Genomic DNA, 13471 nt, shown 5'->3' with positions numbered 1-13471 from the left:
TCCCCCGGCGATCAATAACGGCAAACTCAGACAATCGGCTTTTCACCATACCAACGCGGCGTGTAAACCCAATCCCCACCGGTTGCCCGTGGAAACGTGCACGTGGTCGAAGAACCGATCAATACCATCGTGCGCATGTCCACCTGGTCCACAGTCAACGCGCCCAACGTCGTGGTGCGTAAGGTCTGGCCCGGGCGACCGATGTCACGGCCCAGAACCACCGGGGTTTGCGGCGTGCGGTGCTGTGCGACGATTTCCAGTGCCCGGCCCAGTTGCCACGGACGGGCGCGGGAGATCGGGTTGTAGAACGCCAGCGCCAGATCCGCTTCGGCAGCCAGGTCCAGACGTTTTTCGATGATCGACCACGGTTTGAGATTGTCCGACAGCGACATTACACAGAAGTCATGGCCCAGCGGCGCACCGGCCTGCGCGGCGGTGGCCAGCGAGGCCGAGACACCCGGCAGGATTTCCAGGTCAACGCTGTGCCACGCCGGATCATCGGACTCGTGCAACGCCTCCAGCACCGCCGCCGCCATGGCAAATACGCCCGGGTCGCCGGACGATACAACAATTACCGAACGCCCCTCGGCCGCCAGCCTGAAGGCGTGACGAGCACGCTGCATTTCTTCGCGGTTGTCGGTGCAGTGCTGGATTTGATCATCACGGAAAGGCCCGGCCATGCGCACGTAGGTTTCGTAGCCGAGCACATCGGTGGCGCGGGCCAGTTCGGCTTTTACCGCCGGCACCATCAGTTCGGCAGCGCCGGGACCGAGACCGATCACCGCCAAACGCCCACGTGCACGGCCGATTTGCGCGACGTCCAAAGGCTGTTCGGCAATAGCGATTGCCATGTCGTTGACAATGACGACCTTCGCCTGTGGCACAGCCGCCAATACCGTCGCCTCGATATCGTTCAATACCGAGACAAAGCGCAACGGCACCCCCAATTCCATTGCCGCTTCATGCAGATTCGTCGAGGCCATTTCGGTCTCGGCCGCCAACAGACAGGCCAGCGCCTGCACTGCAAGATTCGCTTGCTGCAACGCCGCGCGGACGACGTTCGGCAAATCCGCCACTTCGGCGCTGACTGCCACCGCGACACTGCGCGGATAAATCAACAACTCATTGGCACACGCCACACGCTCGGCACTGCCGACATGAATCGAGCGCTGCGCCTGCGGATCTTCCGGCAATTGCGCCTGATCCAGCCAGGGCGCCGCGCCTTCGATGCGCACGCTGTGCCCGGCCAACAGATCGGAGACAAATCGCTTGCCCAGTTCCAGATCGCCCAGCGCGTAACCACTCGGTGGGTTGAGCAGGCACGTGCCAAAACGCAACTCGCCGCTGGTGGTGATGGCCGCTGCGACTTGCAGCCCGGCAGCGATGTCCCGCGCCATGACATTTACCCCGCCCAGACCACCAAGCAGCGGCACCACCGCGCTGCCGTCTTCGGCGACGGCCAGTACCGGTGGCTCGGCGCCTTTCTCCAGCAGCAGCGGCGCGAGTGTGCGGATGACAATCCCGGCCGCGCACAGGGCAATGATCGGCGTGTCCTGCTGATACAACGCGCGCAGGGTCGCGCCGAATTCCTGATAGGTGCGATCGGCGCCTTCGACGCGCCCGGCGAGGCCGTGAATCTGCGCCGCTGGATAGACCTGCTGAATGCGCCGTGCGGTGGCCAGGCTGCCCTGACCGAGAATGACGATGGCGGGGGTGGATTGAGTCATCAGCCTTGCCACCGTTCGCCCGGCACAATGATCAGCGAGAAGTACGGCGACGACATCGGCTCGACCTGATCCATTGGCACAATCTTCTGATTGGCCATGGTTGCGCGCTCGACGTACAGCGCGCGCTCGGCCAGACCGAGTTCTTCGAGTACCTGACGCACTTTCGGGAAGTTGCGCCCCAGCTTCATGATCACCGCCGCGTCGGCATCGGCCAGACGTCGCTTCAGCTCTTCATGGGGCAATACGCCGGAAAGCACCGACAGGCTCTGATTGCGATACACCAACGGCGCACCCAGCACCGAAGCGCCGCCCAGCATCGAACAAACGCCCGGCACCACTTGTGCTTCGTAACGGCTGGCGAGGCGATCGTGCAGGTACATGTAGGAGCCGTAGAAGAACGGATCGCCTTCGCAGATCACCGCGACGTCGCGCCCGGCATCCAGATGTGCCGCGACGGTTTCGGCAGCCTCATCGTAGAAATCGCTGATCACTTGTTCGTAAGACAATGGCGCCGGCAGCGCTTCGGTGGTCACCGGATAGACCAGCGGCAGCAGATTCTGCGCGTCTTGCAGATGCGCTTCGATGATGCCGAACGCATTGCCCTTTTTGCCTTTGGCGACGAAATACGCCACCACCGGCGATTCGCGCAGCAGGCGCAGGGCCTTGACGGTAATCAGTTCCGGATCACCGGGGCCGACGCCCAGGCCAATCAAACGTCCTTTGGCCTGCATCATTCGATCTCCGTGGCGAGGGCATTGACGGCAGCCGCAGCCATGGCGCTGCCACCGAGGCGGCCCTGCATGATCACGAACGGCACGCCACGGCTGTCGGCGGCCAGGGCGGCTTTCGACTCAGCGGCGCCGACGAAACCCACCGGGAAGCCGAGGATCAGAGCCGGTTTCGGGGCGCCGGCATCAAGCATTTCCAACAGATAGAACAACGCGGTCGGCGCGTTGCCGATCACCACGACACTGCCTTCCAGGTGCGGACGCCACAGTTCCAGCGCGGCGGCGGAACGGGTGTTGCCCAACTCACGGGCCAAATCCGGCACGCTGTCGTCGCGCAGGGTGCAGATCACCTGGTTGTTGGCCGGCAGGCGGGCACGGGTCACGCCTTCGGAGACCATCCGCGCATCGCAGAGGATCGGCGCACCGGCGGCCAGCGCATCGCGCCCGGCCTTGCCCGCGTCTTCGGAAAACTGCAGACCGTCGATGGCCTCGACCATGCCGCAGGCGTGGATGACCCGCACCGCGAGTTTTTCCAGATCGGCCGGGATTCGCGCGAGATTGGCCTCGCTGCGAATGATCGCGAAGGAGTTGCGATAGATCTCCTGACCGTCGCGGATGTAATCAAGCATCAAGGGGGCTCCGAGAGCGGGCGGCGAGCAGGGTCGCGACCGCTTCAATAGTAAGGTTGCGTGCGTGCAGCGTGCCGAAACCCGGCAGCGTGGCATCGCGAAAATAGAGGTCGTAATGACCGCGGCTGACCGCCAGCAAAGTGACTGGCGCGCGGTGAGCGGCAGCGCACGAACGCGGGCAGCCGGACAGGTGCACGCTGACACCCGAGGGCAGCAGCGTCGCCAGATGGCGCGCATCCTGTTTGGTGTCGGCCAGGCCTTTGCCGCAGCCATTGGCACCGGTGCAGGCGATCAGTTGTGCCAACGGCTCGCCGGAATCGGTCAGCAGGTTCGACTGCTCAAGTGCCTCAAGCACCACAGGTGCATCGGCCGCTTCGACATTCGGCAGCAGCAGACTTTGCCATGGCGTGAAGCGCAGGCTGCCGTCACCGTACTGGCGAGCCAGTTGTGCAGCGGCGCGCAACATCGCCGGATCAAGACGCCCGAGCGGCGGCACGGCGCCGACGTACACCCGCCCCGAGGCATGTTGCGGATGAACGCCGATGTGCAGATCCCGCGCAACGGCAGTGCGCTGCCACTGGCTGACCGACTTGATCGGCACGCACGTGCGCAGGGCGTCGAGAAAGGCCAGCATCGGCAACTCATCGAGCAAATGGCGCATCCGCGTTTGTTCAGGGCGGGCCAGTTGCAGGAACAATTCCAGCACCGCGACCACCAGCGCATGGCCGTTTTCTGCCGCCACGGCGCCGACTGCACGATCCGTCGGGCACCCGGCCAGGCCGAATGCCCACAATCGTTCACCGTCGCGCTCAAACGCCGACAACCACAGGTCATGCGGATGTTCGAGCATCGCCAGCGCTTCACCGCCATCGAGTTGCACGGCGAACTTGGCGCTCAACTCATGAAAGCGTGGATGGCTTTGCAAGGTGTCGAGGATCTGCTCGGCCAGTGCACGGGTATCGACGCGCATCTGCCGGTCGATGCCGGCTGCCGGGCTGAGCATCAAGTTGCGCACGTCGTCACCGGCGGCGGTGCGTGGGCCGAGCCCGGCAGCAAGCAAACGCTCGATCAGCGCTGTGGATTGCTCACCGATCCCGCGAATCTGCAGATTGGCCCGGTTGGTCGCCTCGATCGCCGCGCCGAACTGTTCGGCAGCCTCGGCCACCGCGTCAGCCTGATCGGCACTGATTGACCCGCCATTGAGCTTGATCCGGCAGATACCGCCGTCCAGTGCCTGGACGATACGCAGCAACCCCGGACAGGCCGAGGGGCGTAAGGCGGTGGACATCGGGCGTTCGTTCAAGGGGCGGACCGGCTGCGTGGGAAAGGCGCTTCGCGGGCGAAGGCGCGGTATTATGCCTGCTTTGTCCGCTGGCATGAAAAGACTGCCCGTCGGAACGGCGTGTTTAGAGGAATATAGATGTCACCCTGGCTGACGGTAGTGGGAATCGGTGAAGACGGCTTCAAGGGCCTGGGCAAAAACGCCCGGCGTGCCCTGCTGGGCGCCTCGCGGATCGTCGGTGGCCAGCGCCAACTGGATCTGCTGCCGGTGTGTATTCGCGGTGAGCGGCAATTGTGGCCCAGCCCGTTTTCCCTTGCACCGGCGCTTGAGCAGCGCGGCGAAGCGGTCTGCGTGCTGGCCAGTGGTGACCCGATGTTCTACGGCGTCGGTGCGAGCCTCGCCCGCCAGGTGCCGAGCGACGAAATGTTGATTCTGCCCGCACCTTCGTCGTGCTCGCTGGCTGCGGCCCGCCTCGGCTGGCCGTTGCAGGAGGTGGTGACGCTGTCGCTGGTGGCCCGGCCACTGGCGGCACTCAATGCGCAACTGTTCAGCGGTGTGCGGCTGTTGTTGCTGAGCAATGACGGTCAGAGTCCGGCGGCTGTTGCGCAATTGCTCCGTGAGCGCGGATTTGGTTCGAGTCGCCTGAGCGTTCTCGAGCATCTTGGCGGCGACGCCGAGCGACGCATCGACAGCACCGCCAACGCTTGGGACGACGCGCCGATAGCCGACCTCAATGTCATCGCCATCGAGTGCCAGGCCGATAGCGACGCCCCGCGCCTGTCGCGCCTGGCCGGTCTGCCCGACTCGGCATTCCAGCACGACGGCCAGTTGACCAAGCGCGACGTACGCGCCATCACCCTCGCCCGCCTCGCCCCGACCCCCGGCGAACTGCTCTGGGATGTCGGCGCCGGCAGCGGTTCGATCGGTATCGAGTGGATGCGCGCGCACCCGAGCTGCCGCGCCTTGGCCATTGAAGCCGATGACGGCCGTCAGCAATTGATCGAACACAACCGCGATGCCTTGGGTGTGCCCGGCTTGCAATTGATTCGCGGCAAGGCGCCGCAGGCATTGGCCGGGCTGGAGCGCCCGGATGCAATTTTCATTGGCGGCGGCGTCACCCGTGAGGGCGTCTTCGAAACCTGTTGGGAACAGCTGAAGCCCGGTGGCCGTCTGGTCGCCAACGCAGTGACCCTGCAAAGCGAAATGGCCCTGATGAACTGGCGCGAGCGCTTCGGCGGCGAACTGACGCGTATCCATGTCGCCCAAGCGCAACCACTCGGCGAATTCGACACTTGGCGTCAGGCGTTGCCGATCACTCTGCTCGATCTGGTCAAACCCCTCGATGCGTGACGAAACCGCCGAACAACCCGCGCCGCTGCGCAGCGGCCTGACTACCGGCAGCTGCGCCACCGCCACCAGCCTCGCCGCTGCACGCCTGTTGCTCGGCGGGGTTTCGGCCGATGCGGTGCAGATCGTTTTGCCCAAAGGCAAGCAGGTGCAGATGCGCCTGGAGTTCTGTCGTTTGACCGACGACGGTGCCGAGGCCGGGACGATCAAGGATGCCGGTGACGATCCCGACGTGACCCACGGCGCTCTGCTCTATTCGCGGGTACGGCTAATGGCCGAACCGGGGATTCGCTTCAATGCTGGCGCCGGCGTAGGCACCGTGACCCGGCCGGGACTGGTGCTCGGCGTTGGTGAACCGGCGATCAACCCGGTGCCACGCAAAATGATCAGCGATCACCTGACATTGCTCGCGGCGGAAACCGGTTATGCAGGCGGCTTCGACGTCACCGTCAACGTCGAGGGCGGTGAAGCGCTGGCGCTGAAAACCATGAATCCGCGACTGGGCATTCTTGGCGGGTTGTCGATCCTCGGCACCAGCGGCATTGTCCGGCCGTTTTCCTGTGCGGCTTACATTGCCTCGATCCATCAAGGCATCGACGTGGCGAAAACCAACGGTTATCTGCACATCGCCGCCTGCACCGGCAACGCCAGTGAAGACACCATGCGCCGGGTCTACGACCTGCCGGAAATCGCCCTGATCGAGATGGGCGACTTCGTCGGTGCAGTGCTCAAGCATCTGCGCAAAGTACCTGTGGATAAACTCAGCCTGTGTGGTGGTTTCGGCAAGATCAGCAAACTGGCGGCCGGACACATGGATCTGCACTCGCGGCATTCGAGCATCGACTTGCCGCAACTGGCTGCGTGGGCGGCGGCGATTGGCGCCGATGAGGCGCTGCAGCAAGGCATTCGCGAGGCCAATACCAGTCAGCAAGCCTTGGCCATGGCCAGTGCGGCGGGGGTCGCCCTCGGTGATGAAGTCTGCCGCCATGCGTTGAATTTCGCCCGCAGCGTGGTGCCGGCGCAGGTCCAGGTCGAGGTGTTTGCGATTGATCGTCAGGGCGGGATTGTCGGGCAGGCCGGAGGTTTTGCATGAAGCGGATTTTGTTGCTCGGCGGCGTGACCGAAGCGCTGGCGATTGCCCGCACGCTGGGGCCGGAACATATTTACAGCCTGGCTGGCGTCGGCCGAGTGCCGACAGATCTGACCTGTCAGGTGCGTGTTGGTGGTTACGGTGGCGCTGAAGGTCTGGCGCAATTCATTCGCGACGAAGGCATCGACCTGTTGCTCGATGCCACGCATCCCTATGCCGCACAGATCAGCCAGAATGCCGCCACCGCCGCGCGGCTGACCGACATCCCCTGCTGGGCATTGCGCCGTCCGGCGTGGCAGCCGCAGCCCGGTGATGATTGGCGCGAAGTCAGCGACTGGGCCGAGTTGATCACCGCCCTCAAACCATTCCGTCGCCCCTTGTTCACCCTTGGCCGCGAACCGCTGCAGCACCTCGATGAGATCCCCGCGGGGCAGTTCTGGACCTTGCGCGCCCTCGACGTCTACCCCGGCAACGAACGCTGCGAAGTGATCGGCGCCCGTGGGCCGTTTCTGCTGGAGGATGAGCGCGCACTGTTCGAGCGGCGGCAGATCGATGTGTTGATCAGCAAGAACAGCGGCAGCACCGCGACCGAGCCGAAGCTGGAAGTGGCGCGCGAGCGTGGGGTGCCGGTGCTGGTGTTGAAGCGACCCGGGTTACCGGGGGTTGATCGGGAGTTTGCCTCGGTCGACGAAATCCTCATGGCCCTCGCGACCGTTAACCTTATCTAAAAACAAGCGCAGTTCTCACGGACGCCTTCGCGGGCAAGTCGAATAGTCGCACCGCCGCTTCCACAAGGTTCGCGACGTACACAGACTACGTGTTCGCCACCGACCACTGTGGGAGCGAGCCTGCTCGCGAAGACGTCGGCAAAGTCTGCAGATCATTGCCTGACCCACCGCTTTCGCGAGCAGGCTCGCTCCCACAATGTCAGGGGCTCGGCCGGATATCTGACTTGAATCCTACAAACGCGCCGGACACTGCCCACAACAACTTAACGAATCACTGACTATCGGCAGTCAGCGTCCACCTCTACGCTCAACGTCTTTGATTCCAAGGGCGCACACATCCAATGTCAGAAGAATTCTCCCGTTTTGACGCCGCCGAGTACCTCAAAACTCCCGAGGACATGGCGGCGTATCTGGATGCCTGTTTTGACGACGATGAAGGCGACGGCGTCCTTATCCGTGCAGCGCTCAATGACATCGCCCGGGCTCAAGGCATGACACAAGTGGCGCGGGATGCAGGTTTGGGCCGCGAAAGTCTTTATAAAGCGCTGAGTAGCACTGGCAATCCCGAATTCGCAACTATCATGAAAGTCATGAAGGCTCTGGGTTTGCGATTGCATGCCGTAACACTGTGAACGCGCTGCGACACCAAACCGCACGACGCTTTTTTACTTATCGGCCCTGATCAGGCTAAATAGCCGCGCCTGATCGCCCACCCAATGGATCTGTCCCATGAACCGACACCGGCTAGCAATTGCCTGGATCGCCTGCTTTGCAGTGCTGTTCAACATGCTCGCCATGCCGATGACCGGGGCGATGGCGCAGGCGGCCAATTCACCGGCCGAGCAATGGCTCTGGAGCAGTTTCTGCACCGGCAGCGGAACCAAAATGGTGGCGATCAACATCGGCACCACCGATCAGAAAGCCCCGGCCAACGACACGCATTCGAACATGCAGCATTGCTGGTGCTGCTCAGGCTCGGCGCCATTGGTGGCGCTGCCGGGGCATGCGCCGCAGCTGTATTTCGCCCGCTACGAAAGCAACCGCAGCGTGGCGCCCGCCTCTCTGCAAACACCCACGCCGCGCCAGCAATGGCCGAGTCTCAATCCCCGCGCCTCCCCTCTGGTTTGATTTGTTCGCGCAATTGACCTGCGTTTCAAATCGTTCTGGAGAACTGCCATGTTGAACAAACTCATCATCGTCGCTGCGCTGCTGCTGCCGGCGTGCTTTGCTCATGCTCACGAATACAAGGCCGGCGAGCTGGAAATCGCCCACCCATGGTCGCAGGAGCTGCCGCCCAACGCGCCGACCGTCGCCGCGTATTTCATCATTCACAATGCAGGCAAAACTGCCGACCGTTTGCTCAGCGTCGACTCGCCCATCGCCCCCGAAGCGCAACTGCACGAGCACGTGATGCAAGGCGATCTGATGAAGATGCAGCAAGTGCCGAGCGTGGCCATTCCGGCCGGCGGCAATGTGACCTTTGCGCCAATGGCCTATCACGTGATGCTGCTCAACCCGAGAGACCGCAGCCTGCTCAGCGACGGCAAGCGCTTCCCGCTGACGCTGCATTTCGAGAAGGCCGGTGACGTCACTGTCGAAGTCTCGGTGCAGAAGAAACCACCGGAAACCACGCAGGCCCACGCGCACGCTCAGTAAGCCTTTCGGCAGACTCCGCCCATGCGCCCGCTGAGCGCCAGGCCTTTGCGGCAACGCCGTCAGACTCAAACTCTGACTCGCGGCAGCTGGATCGCCCTGTTCGCCATGTTGATGATCTTCATCGGCCCACTGATTTCTCAGTCGATGCCGATGGATCAACACGCCTCGACTTCCATGCCAATGAGCATGGACATGTCGATGGCCATGCCGGGCATGGATCACAGCGGCCACGACACCAAGCCCTCAGCCGAACACTGCCCGCCACAATCCTCGCACCACGTGCTGTGGGAAAAGTGCGGCTATTGCAGCCTGCTGTTCAATTGCCCGGCACTGACCGGCGTCGGCGATTTCGTCGCGTTCAACATCCCACCGCTCAACACCTTCACCCCACCCGCCCCACGCCTGGGCCACGCCCGGCAGACCTTTTTCCCCGGCGCGCGCAGCCGCGCCCCGCCCGTCGCAGCGTAAACACCGCACCTCTGATTGCACACGGTTGAGAAGACAGCTTCAGGCTGCCGGCCGTGTCGTTTACGACTGTTTGATGGAAATTGTCATGTCCAGGTTTTCTGTTGTTCCACGCTCGGGCGTTGCCCCGGCGTCCTTCGCTTTGAACGAATCGCGGATTCGTTTCAGGCACGCTACCGCCGTCCTTTGCGGCGTTCTGCTGTCCCCGCTGGTGCTGGCCGATGATCACGCTGGCCACAACGAAGAACTCAGTCCAACGGTGATCACCGCAATTGCGCCGAGCTCGCCACTGACCATCGTCACCAATCCAAAAGATCCGCGCCAACCGGTGCCGGCCAGTGACGGCGGCGATTATCTGAAGACCATTCCGGGCTTCGCCCTGGTGCGCAATGGCGGCACCAACGGTGATCCGGTGCTGCGCGGCATGTTCGGCTCACGCCTGAACATCCTCACCAACGGCAGCATGATGCTCGGTGCCTGCCCCGGCCGGATGGACGCGCCGACTTCGTACATCTCGCCGGAAACCTACGACAAACTCACCGTGATCAAAGGTCCGCAAACCGTGCTTTACGGTCCGGGTGCATCGGCAGGTACGGTGCTGTTTGATCGTGAGCCGGAAAGCTTCGGCGAACTCGGCACCCGCGTGAACGCGAGCATTCTCGCCGGCTCCCACGGACGCTTCGACAAAGTCGTCGATGCCGCTGCCGGCGGGCCGTTAGGCTACGTGCGAGTAATCGGCAACACCGCGCATTCCGACGATTACCGCGACGGCAACAACGACATCGTCGCCTCACGCTACGACAAGTGGAACGGTGACATCGCGGTGGGCTGGACCCCGGACGCCGACACCCTGATCGAACTCACCGCCGGCAAGGGCGATGGTGAAGCACGCTACGCCGGACGCGGCATGGACGGCTCGCAGTTCCTGCGCGAAAGCCTCGGCCTGCGTTTCGAAAAATCCAACATCACCGACGTGCTGGAGAAACTCGAAGCGCAGGTCTACTACAACTACGCCGACCACGTGATGGACAACTACACCCTGCGCACGCCGTCCGGCACCGGGATGATGGCCGGGCCGATGGCGTCCAATGTCGACCGCCGCACCCTCGGAGCACGGATCAAAGCCACTTGGCGTTGGGCTGATATTCAGTTGATCACCGGCCTCGACGCGCAGACCAACGAACACCGCCAACGCAGCGGCATGGGCATCGACACCTACAAGGATCAGCCCTACAGCAAGGACGCCGACTTCCATAACTACGGCGTGTTCAGCGAACTGACCTGGTACGCCGCCGACCGTGATCGGCTGATCACTGGTGCCCGCGTCGACCGCGCTTCGGCCAAGGATTACCGGCAGACCACCGGTTCGGGAATGATGTCCCGTCCCAACCCGACCGCCGACGACACCCGCGCCGACACCCTGCCGAGCGGTTTCATCCGCTACGAGCATGACCTCGCTGACAGCCCGACCACGCTCTATGCGGGCCTCGGTCACGCGCAGCGCTTCCCGGATTATTGGGAGCTGTTTTCGCCCAAATCCGGCCCGGCAGGATCGGTCAACGCGTTCGATTCGATCAAACCGGAAAAGACCACTCAGTTCGACTTTGGCGTGAACTACAAGAGCGCCGAACTTGAAGCCTGGGCTTCGGGTTATATCGGCGTGGTGCGCGATTACATCCTCTTTGATTACACCCCGGGAATGATGGGCATGAGCACCTCGCGCGCCGAGAACATTGACGCGCGAATCATGGGCGGTGAACTCGGTGCCGCATACAAGCTCACCGACCACTGGAAAGCCGATGCGACCTTGGCCTACGCCTGGGGCAAGAACAGCAGCGACGGCAAGGCATTGCCGCAAATGCCGCCGCTGGATGCCCGCTTCGGTCTGACCTATAGCGAAGACAACTGGAGCGCTGGCGCACTGTGGAGGGTGGTTGCCGCGCAGAACCGTATCGACCAGAACAAGGGCAACGTGGTCGGCAAGGATTACGACAAGAGTTCGGGCTTCGGCGTGCTCTCACTCAACGGTGCCTACCGGATCAACAAGAACTGGAAGGTCAGCAGCGGCGTCGACAACCTGTTCGGCAAGGCTTACGCCGAACACCTGAACCTGGCGGGCAACGCCGGATTCGGCTACCCGGCCAACGACCCACAAGCGATCAATGAACCGGGGCGCACGCTCTGGACCAAGGTCGACATGAGTTTCTAACAAGAAAAGTCAAAAGATCGCAGGCTGCGCCAGCTCCTACATGGGAGCGCGTACACCCCGTAGGAGCTGCCGAAGGCTGCGATCTTTTGATCTAAAAAAATTCGCCAAGCGGAGCACACGTGATGAAACAGCCCAAACCGAATTTCTACAACCTGGCCTGGCGTTGGCATTTTTACGCCGGCCTGTTCGTCGCACCGTTCATGGTGATGCTGGCCCTGACCGGCATCATTTATCTGTTCAAACCGCAGCTCGATTCGCTGATGTACAGCAGCCTGCTCAACGTTCCCGCCGGGCATCACACGGTCCCGGCCGATGACTTGCTGCAACGGGTGAAAAGCGCTTATCCACAAGGCCAGGTCACCCAATACCTGCCGCCGGTCAACGCCGAACGCAGCGCACAGTTTGTGGTGAAAAACGCCGGCCAGGAACTCAACGTATTCGTCGATCCGTATCACGGCGACATCCTCGGCGAGCAGGATGCCAAGCAGAACCTGCAAGCCATCGCCCGAGCCATCCACGGCGAATTGATGATCGGCACCGTCGGTGATCGTCTTATCGAAATGGCTGCCGGTTGGGGCGTGGTGCTGGTGGTGTCCGGCCTGTTCCTGTGGTGGCCGCGCGGTCAGGCCGCGGGCATTTTGTGGCCGCGGCTGAACAGTCGCGGTCGCGTGTTGTGGCGCGATCTGCACGCAGTCACCGGGTTCTGGGGCGCAACCCTGCTGCTGGTGATGCTGCTCAGCGGTATGACCTGGACCGGTTTCTGGGGCAAGCAATACGCGCAGGTGTGGAACGTGTTCCCGGCGGCGATGTGGGACAACGTGCCGACCTCCGACGTCGAAGCCCGCAGCCTGAACACCGCCACGCGCCAGACCGTGCCATGGGCGATGGAAAACACGCCGATGCCGATGTCCGGCGACCACGCCGAACACATGGCCCACGGCGCCAGCAACGCCGGCCCTGCAGCACCCGCCATCCGCCTGCAAGACGTGCAGAACATCGCCACCCAGCGCAAGGTCGAGCCGGGCTACAGCATCACCCTGCCGACCACCGCCACCGGCGTGTTCACCATCGCCGTGTTCGCCGATGACCCGCGCAACGATGCGACTTTGCATGTCGATCAGTACACCGGCAAGGTCCTCGCCGATGTGCGTTTCGAACAATACGGCAGCGTCGCCCGCGCCACCGAAATCGGCGTGATGCTCCACGAAGGCAAGATGTTCGGCACCTTCAACCAGATCGTCGTGCTGCTGATCTGCCTGATGATTCTGCTCAGCGCCGTCAGCGGCGTGGTGATCTGGTGGAAGCGCCGGCCACAAGGCAAATTGGGTGTGCCGCCGCTGCGTCATGATTTGCCGAAGTGGAAAACCGGCGTGGTGATCATGCTCGTGCTGGCCGTGGTGTTTCCGCTGGTGGGGGCTTCGCTGGTGGTGGTGTGGCTGCTGGATCGCCTGCTGCTGTCGCGCCTGAGCAGGCAAACCGAGTCCGCCTCGACTTCATCCTGATCCACCCCATGTAGGAGCTGCCGCAGGCTGCGATCTTTTGATCTTGAAAAACAACATCAAAAGATCGCAGCCTGCGGCAGCTCCTACACGGATTGTTCGCGCCCCATT

The 13471-nt window shown here is 62.9% G+C and carries 13 protein-coding genes; 9 read left to right on the top strand and 4 right to left on the bottom strand.

The window, feature by feature from the left end:
* Nucleotides 1-26: 26 nt before the first annotated feature.
* From cobJ to cobG, 4 genes are read right to left on the bottom strand one after another with little or no spacing between them, the layout of a single operon-like run.
* Nucleotides 27-1727, bottom strand: a complete 1701-nt coding sequence (cobJ, locus tag CKW17_RS23235; protein WP_095121925.1) for a precorrin-3B C(17)-methyltransferase — start codon at nucleotides 1725-1727, stop codon at nucleotides 27-29.
* The gene (locus CKW17_RS23230) at nucleotides 1727-2461 is read right to left on the bottom strand and encodes a precorrin-2 C(20)-methyltransferase (RefSeq protein WP_371850966.1); all 735 of its coding nucleotides are present in this window, start codon (nucleotides 2459-2461) and stop codon (nucleotides 1727-1729) included. Before CKW17_RS23230 ends, cobJ begins: the two co-directional genes overlap by 1 nt.
* Nucleotides 2458-3084, bottom strand: coding sequence for a precorrin-8X methylmutase (locus CKW17_RS23225; RefSeq protein ID WP_095121924.1), 627 nt, complete (start codon nucleotides 3082-3084; stop codon nucleotides 2458-2460). The genes CKW17_RS23230 and CKW17_RS23225 overlap by 4 nt, the downstream gene beginning before the upstream one ends.
* Nucleotides 3077-4372, bottom strand: a complete 1296-nt coding sequence (gene cobG, locus CKW17_RS23220; protein WP_305883398.1) for a precorrin-3B synthase — start codon at nucleotides 4370-4372, stop codon at nucleotides 3077-3079. The genes CKW17_RS23225 and cobG overlap by 8 nt, the downstream gene beginning before the upstream one ends.
* A gap of 132 nt (nucleotides 4373-4504) precedes the next feature.
* On the opposite strand from cobG, the gene cbiE reads away from it, so the two are divergent.
* From cbiE to CKW17_RS23175, 9 genes are all read left to right on the top strand, one after another.
* Nucleotides 4505-5716, top strand: a complete 1212-nt coding sequence (cbiE, locus tag CKW17_RS23215; RefSeq protein ID WP_095121922.1) for a precorrin-6y C5,15-methyltransferase (decarboxylating) subunit CbiE — start codon at nucleotides 4505-4507, stop codon at nucleotides 5714-5716.
* Nucleotides 5709-6806, top strand: coding sequence for a cobalt-precorrin-5B (C(1))-methyltransferase (locus CKW17_RS23210; protein WP_095121921.1), 1098 nt, complete (start codon nucleotides 5709-5711; stop codon nucleotides 6804-6806). Before cbiE ends, CKW17_RS23210 begins: the two co-directional genes overlap by 8 nt.
* Nucleotides 6803-7531, top strand: coding sequence for a cobalt-precorrin-6A reductase (locus tag CKW17_RS23205; protein ID WP_095121920.1), 729 nt, complete (start codon nucleotides 6803-6805; stop codon nucleotides 7529-7531). Before CKW17_RS23210 ends, CKW17_RS23205 begins: the two co-directional genes overlap by 4 nt.
* 341 nt (nucleotides 7532-7872) lie before the next feature.
* Nucleotides 7873-8163: an addiction module antidote protein gene (locus CKW17_RS23200; protein WP_095121919.1), complete on the top strand. Its 291-nt coding sequence runs from the start codon at nucleotides 7873-7875 to the stop codon at nucleotides 8161-8163.
* 97 nt (nucleotides 8164-8260) lie between these two features.
* Nucleotides 8261-8659: a DUF2946 domain-containing protein gene (locus CKW17_RS23195; RefSeq protein WP_095121917.1), complete on the top strand. Its 399-nt coding sequence runs from the start codon at nucleotides 8261-8263 to the stop codon at nucleotides 8657-8659.
* A gap of 48 nt (nucleotides 8660-8707) precedes the next feature.
* On the top strand, nucleotides 8708-9187 hold the full coding sequence (locus CKW17_RS23190) for a copper chaperone PCu(A)C (RefSeq protein WP_095121915.1): 480 nt from the start codon (nucleotides 8708-8710) through the stop codon (nucleotides 9185-9187).
* Nucleotides 9188-9208: 21 nt separating this feature from the next.
* Nucleotides 9209-9655, top strand: a complete 447-nt coding sequence (locus tag CKW17_RS23185) for a DUF2946 domain-containing protein (protein WP_095121913.1) — start codon at nucleotides 9209-9211, stop codon at nucleotides 9653-9655.
* 85 nt (nucleotides 9656-9740) lie between these two features.
* Complete coding sequence (locus CKW17_RS23180) at nucleotides 9741-11861, top strand: TonB-dependent copper receptor (protein WP_095121911.1); 2121 nt, start codon at nucleotides 9741-9743, stop codon at nucleotides 11859-11861.
* Nucleotides 11862-11983: 122 nt separating this feature from the next.
* Nucleotides 11984-13363 (top strand): PepSY domain-containing protein, encoded by a 1380-nt coding sequence (locus tag CKW17_RS23175; protein WP_095121910.1) that lies wholly within the window; start codon nucleotides 11984-11986, stop codon nucleotides 13361-13363.
* Nucleotides 13364-13471: the final 108 nt, after the last annotated feature.

Source organism: Pseudomonas sp. Irchel s3f10 (assembly GCF_900187515.1).
GTDB lineage: Bacteria > Pseudomonadota > Gammaproteobacteria > Pseudomonadales > Pseudomonadaceae > Aquipseudomonas > Aquipseudomonas tensinigenes.
This window is presented reverse-complemented; position numbering and strand designations above follow the sequence as displayed.